This is a genomic window from Sphingomonas sp. (assembly GCF_036387595.1).
Lineage (GTDB): Bacteria > Pseudomonadota > Alphaproteobacteria > Sphingomonadales > Sphingomonadaceae > Sphingomonas.
This window is the reverse complement of sequence record NZ_DASVTL010000057.1, coordinates 30,123-46,472: the sequence shown is the minus strand read 5'-3', so window position 1 is coordinate 46,472 and position 16,350 is coordinate 30,123. Positions and strand designations below refer to the sequence as shown.

General features: G+C 66.5%; 16 protein-coding genes. 11 read left to right on the top strand and 5 right to left on the bottom strand.

Annotated elements, in window-relative coordinates; genetic code table 11:
- Positions 1-129 precede the first annotated feature (129 nt).
- Positions 130-1,446 (bottom strand): adenylosuccinate lyase, encoded by a 1,317-nt coding sequence (purB, locus tag VF643_RS04520; RefSeq protein ID WP_331042177.1) that lies wholly within the window; start codon positions 1,444-1,446, stop codon positions 130-132.
- A 212-nt stretch (positions 1,447-1,658) separates the two neighbouring features.
- Here purB and VF643_RS04515 point away from each other — a divergent pair, with 212 nt between their 5' ends.
- Positions 1,659-2,141 (top strand): EF-hand domain-containing protein, encoded by a 483-nt coding sequence (locus VF643_RS04515; RefSeq protein WP_331042176.1) that lies wholly within the window; start codon positions 1,659-1,661, stop codon positions 2,139-2,141.
- A gap of 86 nt (positions 2,142-2,227) precedes the next feature.
- On the opposite strand, the gene radC is transcribed toward VF643_RS04515, so the two are convergent.
- The gene (gene radC, locus VF643_RS04510) at positions 2,228-2,923 is read right to left on the bottom strand and encodes a RadC family protein (protein WP_331042175.1); all 696 of its coding nucleotides are present in this window, start codon (positions 2,921-2,923) and stop codon (positions 2,228-2,230) included.
- A gap of 47 nt (positions 2,924-2,970) precedes the next feature.
- Between radC and VF643_RS04505 the strand changes: the two genes are divergently transcribed.
- The 9 genes from VF643_RS04505 (at position 2,971) to uvrC (ending at position 11,415) form a co-directional block, all read left to right on the top strand.
- Positions 2,971-6,114 (top strand): YdbH domain-containing protein, encoded by a 3,144-nt coding sequence (locus VF643_RS04505; protein ID WP_331042174.1) that lies wholly within the window; start codon positions 2,971-2,973, stop codon positions 6,112-6,114.
- An 11-nt stretch (positions 6,115-6,125) separates the two neighbouring features.
- Positions 6,126-6,296 (top strand): YnbE family lipoprotein, encoded by a 171-nt coding sequence (locus VF643_RS04500; RefSeq protein WP_331042173.1) that lies wholly within the window; start codon positions 6,126-6,128, stop codon positions 6,294-6,296.
- Positions 6,296-6,670, top strand: a complete 375-nt coding sequence (locus VF643_RS04495) for a YdbL family protein (RefSeq protein WP_331042172.1) — start codon at positions 6,296-6,298, stop codon at positions 6,668-6,670. Before VF643_RS04500 ends, VF643_RS04495 begins: the two co-directional genes overlap by 1 nt.
- A gap of 150 nt (positions 6,671-6,820) precedes the next feature.
- A complete protein-coding gene (locus VF643_RS04490; protein ID WP_331042171.1) occupies positions 6,821-7,141 on the top strand; it encodes an AtpZ/AtpI family protein in 321 nt (106 codons plus the stop codon).
- 66 nt (positions 7,142-7,207) lie between these two features.
- Positions 7,208-7,969: a F0F1 ATP synthase subunit A gene (locus VF643_RS04485; RefSeq protein ID WP_331042217.1), complete on the top strand. Its 762-nt coding sequence runs from the start codon at positions 7,208-7,210 to the stop codon at positions 7,967-7,969.
- A gap of 57 nt (positions 7,970-8,026) precedes the next feature.
- Entirely contained in the window at positions 8,027-8,254 is a 228-nt protein-coding gene (locus tag VF643_RS04480; RefSeq protein WP_331042216.1) for a F0F1 ATP synthase subunit C, read from the top strand.
- Between the two features lie 61 nt (positions 8,255-8,315).
- On the top strand, positions 8,316-8,810 hold the full coding sequence (locus VF643_RS04475; RefSeq protein ID WP_331042170.1) for an ATPase: 495 nt from the start codon (positions 8,316-8,318) through the stop codon (positions 8,808-8,810).
- Entirely contained in the window at positions 8,803-9,435 is a 633-nt protein-coding gene (locus VF643_RS04470) for a hypothetical protein (RefSeq protein WP_331042169.1), read from the top strand. The genes VF643_RS04475 and VF643_RS04470 overlap by 8 nt, the downstream gene beginning before the upstream one ends.
- A gap of 57 nt (positions 9,436-9,492) precedes the next feature.
- Positions 9,493-11,415 (top strand): excinuclease ABC subunit UvrC, encoded by a 1,923-nt coding sequence (uvrC, locus tag VF643_RS04465; protein WP_331042168.1) that lies wholly within the window; start codon positions 9,493-9,495, stop codon positions 11,413-11,415.
- A 380-nt stretch (positions 11,416-11,795) separates the two neighbouring features.
- Here the strand turns inward: uvrC and ihfB are convergent, their stop codons facing one another.
- The 3 genes from ihfB to VF643_RS04450 all read right to left on the bottom strand — a co-directional run bounded on the left by ihfB (position 11,796) and on the right by VF643_RS04450 (position 14,714).
- Positions 11,796-12,074, bottom strand: a complete 279-nt coding sequence (gene ihfB / locus VF643_RS04460; RefSeq protein ID WP_331042167.1) for an integration host factor subunit beta — start codon at positions 12,072-12,074, stop codon at positions 11,796-11,798.
- A 149-nt stretch (positions 12,075-12,223) separates the two neighbouring features.
- Positions 12,224-13,942, bottom strand: a complete 1,719-nt coding sequence (gene rpsA / locus VF643_RS04455) for a 30S ribosomal protein S1 (RefSeq protein WP_331042166.1) — start codon at positions 13,940-13,942, stop codon at positions 12,224-12,226.
- Between the two features lie 346 nt (positions 13,943-14,288).
- Positions 14,289-14,714 carry a hypothetical protein gene (locus VF643_RS04450; RefSeq protein WP_331042165.1) on the bottom strand — a complete coding sequence of 142 codons (426 nt, stop codon included), beginning with the start codon at positions 14,712-14,714 and terminating at the stop codon, positions 14,289-14,291.
- Between the two features lie 325 nt (positions 14,715-15,039).
- Here VF643_RS04450 and VF643_RS04445 point away from each other — a divergent pair, with 325 nt between their 5' ends.
- Complete coding sequence (locus tag VF643_RS04445) at positions 15,040-16,335, top strand: DUF4214 domain-containing protein (RefSeq protein WP_331042164.1); 1,296 nt, start codon at positions 15,040-15,042, stop codon at positions 16,333-16,335.
- Positions 16,336-16,350 lie beyond the last annotated feature (15 nt).

Here is a 16,350-nt window from a genome sequence, read left to right as displayed (position 1 = left end):
CGATGCCGGAGAAATATCCGGCCCCCGCGATCTGGAGAAGATTACACGGCGGCGCAACATTGTTACGTGCAACCGCTATTGCGTCCCATGCACCTCTCTACGACCCGTTAATGCCCCATCTGGTCGCATTCACGCGGTTCCAAACACCCGTTCGAAGATCGTGTCGACATGCTTGAGGTGATAGCCAAGATCGAACTTCGCCTCGATCTCGTCGGCCGATAGTGCCGCCGCGACGTCCGCATCGGCCTTGAGCAAATCCATCAGCGACAGCGCGCCGTCAGATTCCCAGACCTGCATCGCATTGCGCTGCACCCAGCGGTAGGAATCCTCCCGGCTCACTCCGGCCTGCGTCAGCGCCAGCAGCACCCGCTGCGAATGGACCAGCCCGCCCATCTTGTCCAAATTCTTCATCATCCGCTCAGGATAAACGACGAGCTTGTCCATCACCCCGGTCAGCCGGGCGAGCGCGAAATCGAGGGTGATCGTGGCATCGGGGCCGATGTAGCGCTCGACCGAGGAGTGGCTGATATCGCGCTCGTGCCACAGCGCGACATTCTCCAGCGCGGGGGTGACGTAGCCGCGGACCATCCGGGCAAGGCCGGTCAGATTTTCGGTCAGCACCGGATTGCGCTTGTGCGGCATCGCCGACGAACCTTTCTGGCCGGGCGCGAAATACTCCTCGGCCTCCAGCACTTCGGTTCGCTGGAGGTGGCGGATCTCCGTCGCGAGCCGCTCGATCGAGCCGGCGATCACGCCCAGAGTTGCAAAGAACATCGCGTGGCGATCGCGCGGGATGACCTGCGTCGATACCGGTTCGACCGTCAGCCCGAGCTTGTCGGCGACATAGGCTTCGACGAACGGATCGATGTTCGCGAACGTGCCGACCGCGCCGGAGATGGCGCAGGTGGCGACATCGGCACGCGCGGCCACCAGCCGGGCGCGGTTGCGTGCGAATTCGGCGTGCGCCTGCGCCAGCTTCAGGCCAAAGGTCACCGGCTCGGCATGGATGCCGTGGCTGCGGCCGATCGTGGGCGTCAGCTTGTGCTCGCGCGCGCGTCGCTCAAGCACGACGAGCAGCGTGTCGATGTCGCCGATCAGGATGTCGGACGCACGCGCCAGCTGCACCGCCAGGCAGGTGTCGAGCACGTCGGACGAGGTCATGCCCTGGTGCAGGAAGCGGGCCTGCGGGCCGGTGCGTTCGGACACGTGGGTCAGGAAGGCGATGACGTCGTGGCGCGTCTCCGCCTCGATCGCGTCGATGCGCGCGACGTCGAACGGCCCCGCCGCCGCATCCGCCGCCCAGATCGCCGCCGCGGCCTCACGCGGGACGACGCCCAGCTCGGCCAGTGCATCGGTCGCATGCGCCTCTATCTCGAACCAGATGCGGAAGCGCGCCTCGGGCGTCCAGATGTCGGCCATCTGCGGGCGGGAATAGCGGGGGACCATGGAATGTCCTCGATCGTGGGAAGGGCACGGTTCACCGCGCCCCGAATAGCCGGACCCGCGGTTTTTCGGGGCGATAGCAGGCGCTGCGCTTTTCGACAAACCGGCGTCATGGAAACAATATCGCGCTTCGCCGGTTGATACCTTGCCAGCGACACCAAGTCCAAGGGTGAGAGACCCAAGACCAGGCGTCGCGCAAGCACTGGAGATTTACGATGCTGAAATATGCTCTTCTTGGCGCCGCAATGGCGATGACTGCCCCCGCACTGGCGCAGACGGCCGCACCCGCCGCACCGGCGACAACGGCGCCTGCTCAGGCTGCTCCTTCAACTGCCCCGGCGCAGACCGCACCTGCTCCCGCAGGTACGATGCAGCAGACGCCTGCGGCCGATACTGCGACGGCGGCGACACCGGCTGCCGAAACCGCCGCGCAGCCGGCCGGCCCCGATCAGGTCGCCCAGGTCGTCGATTCGCAATTCGGCACCTATGACAAGGACGCCAACGGCACGCTCAGTTCGGCCGAGTTCGGCGCATGGATGGTGGCGCTGAAGTCGCAGACCGATCCGGCCACCGACGCGAACAGCCCGGCCACCAAGAAGTGGAACCAGGCGGCATTCGCCCAGGCCGATACCGACAAGAGCAAGTCGCTATCGAAGACCGAAGTCGCAGGTTTCCTGGCACCCGCCACCAAGTCGTAAGCGCTCAAGAGCGTGGGGAAAAGCCGCCGGGTTCACGCCCGGCGGCTTTTTCACGTCCGTAGCGCGGCGCGGCTCTACCCGGCGGCTCAGATCAGGCCCTGTGCCCGCAGCGATACGTGTCCGTTCGTTCCCATGATGAGATGGTCGTGCAGCGCGATTCCCATCCGCTTTCCCGCCTCCGCGATCGCGCGGGTTATGTCGATATCGGCGCGGCTGGGTGAAGGGTCGCCGCTCGGGTGATTGTGGACCAAGATAATCGCCGCGGAGCCGAAATCGAGCGCGCGGCGGATCACCTCGCGGACATGGACCGCCGCCTGGTCGATCGTCCCGCGGCTCATCACCTCGTCGCGGATCAGCATGTTCTTGGTGTCCAGGTGGAGCACCCGGAACCGCTCGATCGCGTGATGGACCATGTCGGCCCGCAGATAATCCAGCAGCGCCTGCCAGTTCGCCAGCACCGGCCGTGCCGCGACGTCGGCACGCAGCAGCCGCACCGCCGCCGCATGCGCGATCCTGACCGCCGCGACCGACGTCTCGCCCATGCCCTTGACCCGTTTCAGCGCCTCGCCATCGGCGCTCAATACCCCGCCGATGCCGCCGAACTCGCGCAGCAGCGCCTTGGCCAGCGGTTTGGTGTCCTGACGCGGGATGGCGAGCGCCAGCAGATATTCGATCAGTTCGTGATCCAGCAGCGCCTCGCCGCCACCCTCCGCCAGCCGTTGGCGGAGCCGCGCGCGGTGGCCGGCGGTGTCGTTCGGTTCGCTGGGTCCGGGGTCGGCCATACGGGCAAGTCTATGCGCCGCGGCGCAGGCGTGCAATTGCTGCGCGGATGGATGCTGAGCCGGCAGGAGAGGATGGGGCGCGCCGTTTTCCGCGCCGCCGCCGGACGGCGCTTGCGGTCGCGCTTGCCCTGATTGTCGCGCTCGCGGTGCTCTGGCTCGTTCGCAAGCCGATCGCGGAGCATTATGTCGATCGCACGTTGGCCGCGGCGCGTGTGCCCGCGCGCTATACGATCGCCGATCTGGGGTTCGGCGCGCAACGTCTCACCAATGTCGTCATCGGCGATCCCGCCGCGCCCGATCTGGTCGCCGACTGGATCGAGACCCGCACCCGGCTGGGGCCGAACGGCGCCGAACTGTCGGGAGTCCGCGCGGGGCGGGTGCGGGTGCGCGGGCGACTGGTCGACGGCCGGCTGTCGCTCGGTGCGATCGATCGGTTGCTGCCCAAAGCAGGTGGCCGCCCGTTCAAGCTCCCCAGATTCGCTTTGGCGGTCGAGGACGGACGCATGCGGCTGGAGACGCCTTACGGGGTCGCCGGACTGGCGCTCAGCGGCAGCGGACGGCTCGACGACGGCTTTGCCGGACGGCTGGCGCTGATCGGCGAACGGTTCGCCGCTGGAGACTGTAGCGCAGACCGCGTTGCCGCGGCGATGCGAGTGCGCTCCACCGGCTCGCGCGCTGGGAGTACGATCGCGCTGGAAGGGCCGGCGCGCTTTGCCCGTGCCGCCTGCGCCGGCGTGCGCAGCGGCGCGCTCGCCAGCGACCTGAAGGGAGAGGTGGCGTTTGGCGAACGGCTGGGCTGGACATTGGGCGGACGGATCACGGTTGACCGGATCGCCCACGCCAAGGCTATTGCGGCAGGGGTCGCGGGCACGTTCGGCGTGCGGAGTGGGGCGGGAGCGACAGGCTGGGTGAAGCTGGCCGGTCGGGACGTGCGCGCGCAGGGGGTGGCGGGGGCGGGCCTGCGTGCCGGGCAAGTGTCGCTGGACGGAAATGTCGTGCACGATCCGACGCGCGGGATCGCCTTCGGCTATGCGGGCAAGGTGGCGCTGGTCAATGCCGATGCCCGCCGCGCGCTGCCCCGGCTGGACGCGGCGGTGCGCGCCACTACCGCTACGCCGCTCGGGCCGGTCGTCGCGCAGGCATCGCGCGCCTTTGCCGCCGCGGCGGGAAGGTTCGGCGGCACCGCGCAGGTGAGGGCCGCGACGGGGCCGTCTGCCGCCTACGCCATCCTCTCCGACGCCGCCCTTACGGCAGCGAGCGGCGCACGGGTGACCCTTGCACGGGGCACGAGGGTTGCTTGGCGCAATGGCGACGTGGCCGCCGACGGGGCTCTCGCGATCGGTGGCGGTGGCCTGCCGCGCGCCGACGTGCGCTTTGGCCCAGGGGCGGGCGGGGCGCGGCGGATCACCGTGAGCATGGCGCCCTATGAAGCCGGCGGTGCGCGTCTGGTGCTCACCCCGGTACGCATCGCGGCCGATGCGGGCTGGCGCATCGTCACTCGTGCCACGCTGTCGGGGCCGCTCGGCGACGGCCGGGTCGATGCGCTGACCATACCGCTCGACCTGCGCCTGTCGCGCGGAACCGTGACGGCAAACCCGGCCTGCGCCGCCGTGGGGTTTCAGAGTCTGAAGGTGGCCGGTCTGGCCCTGCGGCCCACGGCGATGACGCTGTGTCCGACCGGCACCGCGCTCGTCGCCATCGACACACGCGGGCTGTCCGGGGGAGCGCGGGTCGCGGCGGCCCGGCTCGCGGGGACGCTCGGCACCACCCCGGTGACGCTGGGATTCTCAGGCGCGACGCTGCGGCTGGCCGACAGCGGGTTCACGATCGATGGCGTGCAGACTCGGATCGGAGCGCCGGGCCGCGTGACACGCCTGGACTTCGCGCGGATCGGGGGACAGGCGCACGGCGGGGGACTTGGGGGGCAGTTCACCGGCGGGGCGGGGCAGATCGCCAACGTGCCCCTGCTGCTGTCGGACGCGACGGGGGATTGGAACCTTGCAGGCGGCGCGCTTAGGCTCACCGGGGCGCTGGCCGTCGCGGACGCGCAAACCGCCTCGCCGCGGTTCCAGCCGATGCAGGCGCGTGACGTCGCGCTCAGCCTCGTCAGCGGCGCGATCGAGGCGCGGGGAACGCTCCACGAGCCGACGACCGGCACCAAAGTCGCCGATGTCGCCATCGCGCATGCGCTCGGCACCGGCACCGGCCGCGCCGATCTCACGGTGCCGACGCTCACCCTGGCCAAGGGGTTCCAGCCGGAACTGCTCACCCGCCTGACTTTCGGAGTGATCGCCGACGTTCGCGGGACGCTGTCGGGCGAAGGCCGGATCGACTGGGATGCGCGCGGCGTCACCTCGACCGGCACCTTCCGCACCGCGGGCACCGATCTCGCCGCCGCCTTTGGCCCGGTCACCGGCATTTCGGGAGAGATCCGCTTCACCGATCTGCTAGCGCTCGAAAGTGCGCCGGGCCAGCAAGTGACGATCAAATCGGTCAATCCCGGCATCCCGGTGACCGACGGCGTTCTCCGATACCGCACCCTGCCCGACGCACGGGTGCAGGTGGAAGGCGGGGCATGGCCGTTCGCGGGTGGGCGGCTGACGCTCGATCCGACCCTGCTCGATTTCTCGCGCATGGCCCGGCGGCGGATGACCTTCCGCGTCGATGGCGTCGCCGCCGATCGCTTCCTCCAACAGTTCGATTTCAAGAACCTCGACGCCACCGGCACCTTCGACGGGGTGCTGCCGATGGTGTTCGACGATTCGGGCGGGCGGATCGAGAGGGGGCAAATGACCGTGCGGGAGGGCGGCGGCACGATCCGCTACGTCGGGGAGATCGGCAAGGAGGATGTCGGCTTCTGGGGCAATGTCGCGTTCCAGGCGCTGAAATCGCTGCGCTATCGCAGCCTGACGCTCACCATGAACGGGCCGTTGGCCGGGGAGATGGTCACCGACGTGCGCTTTGCGGGGGTGAACCAGGGGGAGGGCGCGCAGGGCAATTTCCTGATCCGCCGCCTGCAACGGCTGCCGTTTGTCTTTAACGTGCGGATCAAGGCGCCCTTTCGCGGGCTCATCGATTCGGCCCAGAGCTTCTACGAGCCTAGCCGCCTGATCCAGCGCAACCTGCCCGCGCTACTCGAACAGCAGCAGCGTGCGCCCGTTCAGCCCCCCGCAAGCGCGCCCGTGCCATGAAGGACAAGACGATGAAAAGGATGACGACCTTGACTGCGGTGGTGCTTGGCGGATGCGTGAACGTGTCCGCGCCGACCAAGCCGATCGAGATCAATCTCAACATCAACGTCACGCAGGAAGTCGTCTATCGTCTCGACGGCGAGGCGAAGTCGCTGATCCAGCAGAACCCGGGGATATTCTGATGCGCAAGATGATGATCGTGGCAGGGGCGTTGATGCTGGCTGGGCTGGCGACTGCGGCTTATGCGCAGCGCGATCCGGCCTATGCCGCGGCACGCGCTGCCGGCCAGGTGGGCGAGCAACCCGATGGCTATCTCGGTATCGTCGGGGCGGCGACGGCTGAACTGCGCGCGCTGGTCGGCAACATCAATATCCAGCGCAAGTCGGCCTATACGCAGAAGGCCGCGGCGAGCGGCGCGACCGTGGAGCAGCTGGCCTTCACCAGCGGCTGCAACCTGATCGCGCAGGCGAGCGCGGGCGAGAAGTACAAGTCCCCCGATGGCGTGTGGAAGACCCGCACCGCCGCCGCGCCCGAGCGCGACGCGCGGTGTGCCTGATCGCTCGATCCTCTCGGCCGTGCGGGGAGGATCCTTGCTGCGGTTGACACTCCCGCCCCCCCCAGCTAACCGGCCCTTGCCTTGGCGGGATCGCTCGCCGCGCGTGCGCATTCCCTCCCGGTAGAACGCTTTACCAGCGAGGGGACGCGCATGGCGGAGAACGAACCCGGACAAGATTTCCACGGCGCGGACGATCCGCGCCTCTCGGCGCTCGACGAGCGGCTGCGGGAGGCAAGGGTGAAGGAAGCGGCGAGGACGGGGCAGGTCGCACCGGATGCCGACAGGGGCTATTCCCAGGGCAACCGCGTGATCGCCGCGTTGATCGGAAGTCTCGTCGGCGGCGCGCTGATCGGCTGGTGTATCGACCGCTGGTTCGCGACCGGACCCTGGGGCCTGATCGTGATGCTGTTCCTTGGAATAGCCGTCGCGTTCAGGCAGATCATTCGGATATCAGGCGAGCGCCCGGAATAGCCGGGCGTTTGGCGCATGTGGGATTTTTCAGGCGTGGCGGCAGAACAGGGCGGCAAGATCGATCCGATGCACCAGTTCCTGATCGAACCGGTGTTCGGTCGCGACTGGACGCTGTTCGGCCACAATATCGCGTTCACCAATTCGGCACTTTGGATGGTCGCGACCCTGGTGGCGCTGTGGCTGTTCATGCTCGGCGGGATGAAGCGCGAACTGGTCCCCGGCCGCTGGCAGGCCGCGGTGGAGGGGTTCACCGGCTTCATCACGTCGATGCTGACGTCGAACATCGGGCCGCAGGGCAAGCGCTTCGTGCCCTATGTCTTCTCGCTCTTCATGTTCATCCTCTTCGCCAACATACTCGGCCTGCTGCCGTTCGGCATCGTCCCGGGCGTCCACCCGTTCACGATAACCAGCCACATCACGGTTACCGGTGTGCTGGCGATCATCAGCTTCGCGATCGTGCTGATCGTCGGCTTCGGCAAGCACGGCTTCCACTTCTTCTCTCTCTTTGTGCCGCACGGCACGCCGGTGCTGATGATCCCGCTGATCTTCGTGGTCGAACTGATGAGTTTTCTCGTCCGCCCGTTCAGCCTGGGTCTGCGACTGTTCGTCGCCATGACCGCGGGGCACATCCTGCTGAAGGTGCTGGCGGGGTTCGTCATCAACGGCTTCGCGCTTGGCGGTGCCCTCGGGCTCGGGCTGGTGTCCTTTCCCAGCATGCTGCTGATGATCGGCATCACCCTGCTCGAACTGCTGGTCGCGGGCATCCAGGCGTATGTCTTCGCGCTGCTGACCTCGGTGTATCTCAACGACGCGGTCAATCTTCACTGACGCACGATGTGCGTTACCTTCGTCACCTTTGAACCTAAAGCAATTGGAGTGAATATCATGGACGCAGAAGCCGCAAAGCTGCTCGGTGCCGGCCTGGCCGCGATCGGTATGGGCATTGCCGCCCTCGGGGTGGGCAATGTCTTCGCCAAGTTCCTAGAAGGCGCGCTGCGCAATCCCGGCGCGGCCGACAGCCAGCAGGGCCGCTTGTTCATCGGCTTCGCCGCCGCCGAGCTTCTCGGCCTGCTGGCGTTCGTCACGATGATTATCCTGGTTTTCGTCGCGTAATTTCAGGCCTGATCCACGACGGCCGGGGCGCCAAGCACCGGCCGATCGTAGAGGAACTTCGATGCCTCAGCTTTCCCAGGTCGCCGCGACCTATGCCTCGCAGATATTCTGGCTGCTGGTCACGTTCGGCCTCGTCTATTTCGTGATCGGCAAGGCGATGGTCCCCCGGATCGTCGCCACCGTGGACGCGCGCGATGCGCGGATCGCCGCCGACCTCGCCGAGGCGGAGGCTGCGCGCGCGGCGGCCGATGCGACCGAGGCGAAGGTGGATGCCGAGATGGACGCCGCGCGTGCCGCGGCACAGGCGGAAACCGCGAAGGCAAAGGCCGGGGCGGCGACCGCCTTTTCCGCCCAGATCAAGGCCGCCGATGCCGCATTGGCCGAACGCGTTGGCCACCACGACCTGGCGATTGGCAATGCCAAGGCCGAGGCATTGTCCAACCTCCAGCTTGTGGCGGCTGAAGCTGCTCAGGAACTCGTCGCCAAGCTCGCCGGTCGTCAGGTCGGTATCGAGGCCGCTAGCGAAGCCGTCCGCAAGGTAACCGTTCATGGCTGATCCGAACGCGGTCGTGGCCGCCAATCTCGCACATGCCGCCAATGCGACCCCGCTCGCCGAACGTCCGATCCGGGAGGAGGACGGTCTCCACGGCAGCACTGCGGCGCCGGGTGGCGCGCATGAGGCGGCAAGTCCTACCGCGCTCGGCCTCGATTCGACTGGCTGGGTCGCGGTCGCCGCGTTGCTCGTGGTTCTGCTGTTCCTCTGGAAGAAGGTGCCCGCCGCCATCGCGGGCATGCTCGACGGGCGCATCGCCGCGATCCGCGAGCAACTTGACGAGGCCGCCAGGCTGCGCGCCGAGGCCGAGGCGCTCAAGGCGGAATATGAGGCGCGTGCGCTCTCAGCCCACGCGGATGCCGAATCGATGCGAGCCCATGCGCATCAGGAAGCGATGGAGATCGTCGCCAAAGCCAAGCACGACGCCGAGCAGCTGATGGACCGCCGTGCGCGCATGGCCGAGGACAAGATCGCGGCGGCCGAACGCACCGCCATCGCCGAGGTTCGCGCGCGTGCGGCAGACGCTGCGGCGAAGGCGGCGGGGCTGCTGATCGCCGAACATCACGATGCCGCCGCTGATCGGGCGATGACCGACCGTGCGATCGCCGGGATCGGCGGGCTGAACTAGGGGTCGGTGAGGGCGGCCCCGCTGGCATCCGGGCGGTCGGCTCCCTAGATTTCCCGCATGTCCTCCCCCAACGCCCCCGACCGTTTCAACGAAGAGCAGACCACCTACACCGTCCGCGGCAGCGAAGCGCCCGACGTGGAGGCGGGGGTCGCGGCGATCCGCAACGTCGTGGCGACGCTGCCGCTGCGCCCCGGCGTGTATCGGATGCAGGATGCCAAGGGCGACGTTCTCTACGTCGGTAAGGCGCGCCAGCTGAAGAACCGCGTCACCAGCTACACCCAGTTCAAGACGCTCTCCAAACGCCTCCAGCGGATGGTGTCGCAGACGCGGTCGATGACGATCGTCACCACCAACAACGAAGCCGAAGCGCTGCTGCTCGAAGCGCAACTCATCAAGCGCTATCGACCACCGTACAACGTGCTGCTGCGCGACGACAAATCCTTCCCCTTCATCCTGCTGCGCGCCGATCACGATTTCCCGCGCATCCAGAAGCACCGCGGTGCGCGCCGGGCGAAGGGCGATTATTACGGTCCGTTCGCCAGTGCGGGATCGGTCAACAACACGCTGAACGCGTTGCAAAAACTGTTCCTGCTGCGAAGCTGCACCGACGGCTTCTTCAAGACCCGCGACCGGCCGTGCCTGCTCTACCAGATCAAGCGCTGCTCGGCGCCGTGCGTCGGCAAGATCGACGATGCGGGCTATGCCGAACTGGTCGGCGACGCCAAGAGCTTTCTTGGCGGCAAGTCGACGCAGGTCCAGGCCAAGCTGGGCGCCGAGATGCAGGCCGCCGCCGAGGCGATGGATTTCGAACGCGCGACGGTGCTGCGCGACCGGCTGCGCGCGCTCACTTTCATCCAGGGGACGCAGGCGATCAACGCCGAAGGGGTCGGCGACGCCGATATCTTCGCGCTGGCCTGCCACGAGGGGGTGATGGGCATCCAGGCGTTCTTCATCCGTGGCGGCCAGAATTGGGGGCACCGCAGTTTCTTCCCCGCGCACACCAGCGACGTGCCGCAGGACGAGGTGCTGACCAGCTTCCTGGGCCAATTCTACGAGGAGGTGCCGCCCGCGCGGCAGATCCTGCTGGATCGGGAGTTGCCGGAGGCAGAACTGCTCGCCCAGGCGCTCGGCGAAGCGGCGGGGTACAGGGTGGCGCTGTCGGTGCCGCAGCGCGGCGACCGGCGGCGGCTGATGGATCAGGCCAAGCGCAACGCGCAGGAAGCGCTCGAACGTCGTCTTGCGGAATCCACCACCCAGGCGCGGCTGCTGCGCGAGGTGGCCGAACTGTTCGACCTGGCCGAGCCGCCGGGTCGCATCGAGGTCTATGACAACAGCCATATCCAGGGCACCAACGCGCTCGGTGCGATGGTGGTCGCCGGGCCGGAGGGCTTTCGCAAGGGCCAGTATCGCAAGTTCAATATCAAGGACACGTCGACGGTCCCTGGCGACGATTTCGCGATGATGCGCGAGGTCTTCACCCGTCGCTTCGCGCGCGCGCAGTCCGAAGATCCCGATCGCGATGGCGACACCTGGCCCGATCTGGTGCTGATCGACGGCGGCCGGGGGCAGCTGAACGCGGCCAAGGGCGCGCTCGAGGATCTGGGCATCGAGGACGTGTGCCTGGTCGGCGTCGCCAAGGGGCCGCACCACGGCCGCGACGGGCGCGAGGTGTTCCATATGCTCGACGGCCGCGAATTCCAGCTGCCCGTCAATTCGCCGGTGCTGTTCTACCTCCAGCGGCTGCGCGACGAGGTCCATCGCTTCGCGATCGGCGCCCACCGCGACAAGCGGGCCAAGGCGATCGGGGCGTCCCCGCTGGACGAGGTTCCGGGCATCGGCCCGGCGCGCAAGAAGGCGTTGCTGATGCACTTCGGCACCGGCCGTGCGGTCAGGAACGCGAGCCTCGCCGACTTGCAACAGGCGCCCGGCGTTTCCGCCGCGGTGGCGCAGCAGGTGTATGACTTTTACCACGCGCGATAGGCAGGCGGGGATCGAGGATGGTGCGGGCGGGGGGGATCGAACCCCCAAGGGCATGAGCCCGACGAATTTTCATACCCGCTACGGCTTTCGCCGCCGCCCCTCGGGCGTTTGGGGTCTGGACTATCCCTTCACCGTGCCCGGCATGCCGGGGGTAGGTGCTGCCCGTCTAGTCTCTACACCTTCCCGCGGGAGAACCCGCGGGCTTGGCTCGGGATCGCCATTCTACAGGGTTCCCCGAATTTGAGCAGTTCTACGTCGCGGGTTTCCCCGCGGGCACTCAATTGTCTAAGTCCGTTGCGTCTACCAATTCCGCCACGCCCGCTTGTCCATGCCTAGCCATAGAAGGCGCTAGACGGGTCGCCAAGTGGATTGTCGGGTGCTCAGACGTTCAGGCGCGCGCGCATTTCCTTGCCGGGTTTGAAATAGGGCACGCGCTTGGCGTCCACTGCGACGATGTCGCCGGTGCGCGGGTTGCGGCCGGTGCGGGCGTCGCGCTCGCGGGTAGAGAAGGCGCCAAAGCCGCGCAATTCGACTCGGCCGTTCTCTGCCAGACGCTGTGCGATGGTGTCGAAGAAGGTGGTGACGATTGCCTCGATCTCGCGCGGGTTGAGATCGCGATGTTCCTCGCAGAGCTTGTCCACCAATTCGGATCGTATCATCGCGCTGTCCCACCCGGTCGTAACGCACGCGATACTAGAGACTATTCAGCGCGACCGCCAGCATTGAGCGAGGTTAACAAGAAAAAAACAGCGGCCGGGACGATCATCGCCCCGGCCGCTGCCGTTTGTCGGTCGTATTGAACGCGGCTTTACTTCTTCTCGCCGCCGCGCGCCTTGAGCGCCTCGCCCAGGATGTCGCCCAGCGACGCACCCGAATCGGACGAACCATATTGTGCCACGGCTTGCTTCTCTTCGGAGATCTGCATCGCCTTGACCGAGAAGGTCGGCTTCTTGGACCGGTCGAACCCGGTGACCATCGCGTCGAACTTCTGACCGACCTGGAAGCGCTCCGGGCGCTGTTCGTCGCGGTCGCGGCCGAGATCGGTGCGCTTGATGAAGCCGGTCGCGCCGTCGTCGCCCTGCTGCACTTCGAGACCCGCATCGCGGACTTCGAGGACGGTGACGGTGACGATCGCGCTCTTGTTGAGCTTGTCGCCTGCCGCCGCCGTACCGCCGGCCGCGGGGCCGCCGCGCTCAAGCTGCTTCATGCCGAGCGAGATACGCTCCTTCTCGGCGTCTATATCGAGCACCACCGCCTGAACGGTTTCGCCCTTGCGATGCAGGTTGAGCGCGTCCTCGCCCGAAACGCCCCAGGCGATGTCGGACATGTGGACCATGCCGTCGACGTCGCCGTCCAGGCCGATGAACAGCCCGAATTCGGTGGCGTTCTTGACCTCGCCCTCGACCGTCGAGCCGATCGGATGCTCGGCGGCGAATGCCTCCCACGGGTTGTTCTGTGCCTGCTTGAGGCCCAGCGAGATGCGGCGCTTGTCCTGATCGACCTCGAGGACGATGACCTCGACCTCCTGGCTGGTCGACACGATCTTGCCGGGATGGACGTTCTTCTTGGTCCAGCTCATCTCGCTGACGTGGACCAGGCCCTCGATGCCGGCTTCCAGCTCGACGAAGGCGCCATATTCGGTGATGTTGGTGACGCGGCCCGACAGCTTGCCGCCGATCGGGTATTTCGTCGCCGCGCTATCCCACGGATCGCTCTCCAGCTGCTTCATGCCGAGCGAGATGCGCTGGGTGTCCTTGTTGATCCGGATGATCTGGACGCGCACCGTGTCGCCGATGTTGAGCACTTCGTTCGGATGGCCGACGCGCTTGTAGCTGAGATCGGTGACGTGGAGCAGGCCGTCGATGCCGCCCAGATCGACGAACGCACCGTAATCGGTGATGTTCTTGACAACGCCCTCGATGATCTGACCCTCGGCCAGGCTCTGGATGAGGCCGGTGCGCTGCTCGGCGCGGGTCTCTTCGAGCACGGCGCGGCGCGAGACGACGATGTTGCCGCGCTTGCGGTCCATCTTGAGGATCTGGAACGGCTGCGGCAGGTCCATCAGCGGGGTGACGTCGCGGACCGGGCGGATGTCGACCTGCGAACCAGGCAGGAACGCCACGGCGCCGTTGAGATCGACGGTGAAGCCACCCTTCACGCGGCCGAAGATGACGCCTTCGACGCGGCTCGACTGGCTGAATTCGGCCTCCAGCTTGTCCCAGGCGGCTTCGCGGCGGGCGCGGTCGCGGCTGAGCATCGCTTCGCCGTGCATGTTCTCGACCCGGTCGACATAGACCTCGACCTCGTCGCCGACCTTCAGCTCGGCCTTCTGCCCCGGTGCGGCGAATTCGCGCAAGGGCACGCGGCCTTCGGACTTCAGGCCGACGTCGATGACGGCCATGTCGTTCTCGATCGCGGTCACGGTGCCGTGGACGACGCGGCCCTCGAAGCTGTCGGCGCCGCCGAACATGTCGTCGAGCATCGCTGCGAAATCGTCGCGGGTGGGGTTAGGGGCTTGGGTTGCCATAGAAAAAGAGTATTCCTCGGGAATCGTTTCCGGCCAAGCGGTTGAATCCGCTGGTCTTGGCCAAAATGCCGCGACGGCCGGATGCCGGCACGGCGTCCGTCGGGGCTGGTGCGATGGAGGGGGCCGGCCGCACGCAAATGCGAAAAGGGCGCGTGGAAGCAACTGCCTCCCGCGCCGACCTCCTGCCAAGCACCTGCCCGCCGGACGGCGCGCCATAGCCGAGCAGGCCGGGCAGGGCAAGGCATGCGACGCTTGTCCGAGGCCTTTGCCGCTGTCCCCGACGACGCTTCACACAATTCACGCGCATTCGGCAATTGCGTTGCGCGGTGGCGCAGGATTGTTGCGCTCATCGCTCGGAGGACCGAGCGCGCCTCAAGCGATCGAAGGCATTGAGCGCCGCGCAGAGCAGCCGGTCGTCATGCACCGTGCGCCAGCCGACATGGCGCCCGCGATAATAGACTTCGGTGCGGCGGACGTGCATGCCGTCGGCGAGCGCGAGGTCCATCGCCGCCTCCGTCGCGCGGCGCTGCGCCTCGTCCCACGCAAGGGCGAACGAACTCTCCACCCCCGCGCGGCGGCGCAGTTGATAGGCCGAACTGGCCGACCGCCCGACCGACCGCGCCGCCGCCGCCACGACCCCGCTGCGGGCTAGCGCGGCGACGAAGGCGCGCTGCACCTCCGACGACCAGCCGTTGGCACCGCGATAGGTGGTTTGCACGGGGGTGAAGAGAAGCAGGGCGTCGGGCACCGGCGCGGGATGGGGAGGAGGCATGGGTCGGACGCTGACACGGGCGAGTGGCTGTAGGACAGGCCATTGTTGCGGCGGGGCAGTGAGAGGGCTTGGCAGATCGCTGGGCGTTGTCGCCCAGTTGCTGACATTCTGTGCGGATACTAACCAGGTTCCGTCCCCGCCCTGCGCCCGGCGCTTGCCGGTTGATTACCACGTCCATGGACCCAGGCCGCTCCCCATCCCGTCCGCTTCGGGAATTTGATGCACCAGGGAGCGCTGAGTAGGCGGTTAGTTCTAGCTATGCCGCACTTAACGAAAACTTCAGTCCCCCGAACTAGATCGCGCCAATCAACCGGCGGAAAATGCAATGATTATTGAGGGAACGGACGAAGCCGACACTCTGAACGGGACGGTGGAGGACGATGTAATTAGCCCCGGCGCGGGGCCCGACAAGGTCGATGCAGGACTTGGCAGCGACAGGATCGAGCTGTCGGGTAATGGGTCGTCGGCGTGGGACTCGCTGCTTGAAGGCGGAGGCGGCGTCGATCTGCTAGACGCCACTTCCGTGACAAAGAACCTTCGGGTCGTCTCAGCTGGCGTGCCCACCTTCGGCTACAAGGTCACTCAGGCTTCCGGGATCGAACACTTTGCGTCGGGCAGCGGCAACGACATCTTCGTTCTCTTGCCAGAGACGGCAGGCTTAGTTGTCCACGCAGGCTCGGGGTTCGACGTTCTTATTGGAGGCCAAGGGAACGACACGCTGGACGGTGGAGATGGCGTTGATTTCGGTGGTTACGTCGAGATGTACCGGCACGTCACGATCAAGACTGTGCAGAATGTCGCCACCGTTGTCAGCCTGAGCGGTGGCACTGACGAGCTACGCGATGTCGAGTACGTCGCCTTCAAAGACGGCATATACATGCATGAGGAGGGTAGCATGGCTGCTCAGGTCGTGCGTCTCTATGAGGCCGTACTGGGCCGTGCGCCTAGCGCCCAGGAATTGGATAAAGCCGCAAACGGCATTGTGGCGGGACAGTCTCTGTCGGCACTAGCAGATGGCCTCTTAGGTCCAGACGCGCGGGTACATGTCAGCGATGACCAAAGCGCCAGCGATTATGTCGATCAGCTGTATGCCAAGATTCTCGGCAGAGCGCCTGACGATGCGGGTAAGGCCGAGTGGATCAGCCGGATATCCGGAGGGATGACTAACGCCGAAGTGCTCGTGGGGTTTGTAGATAGCAACGAGTACCGCTCGATCAGTTCCGCTGCGACCACCGACGGTCTGTTCATAACGGACCAGGTAGCACAGTCCATCGCCGCACTGTATCACGCGTTTGCCGGTCGATCGCCTGAGCAGGCCGGATTCGATCATTGGCTATTCGCGGCGAAAAGCGGCATGGCGCTAACTGACATAGCGGACAGCTTCGCCGCATCTCCGGAATTTGCCCAGAGGACCGCCGGCCTGAGCAATTCAGACCTTGTCGACTACATGTACGCCACAGCGCTGGGCAGGGAAGCTGATCAGGAAGGACACAATGTCTGGTCCCGCAGCCTCGACAATGGTCTTGATCGCGGCGACCTGATTATCGGCTTTGCGCTAAGCGCAGAGCATCTAAGCCGGATCGCATACGACATACACGGGGGCATCGATATATTGATGTGAAGGGCGCCTGGGCGC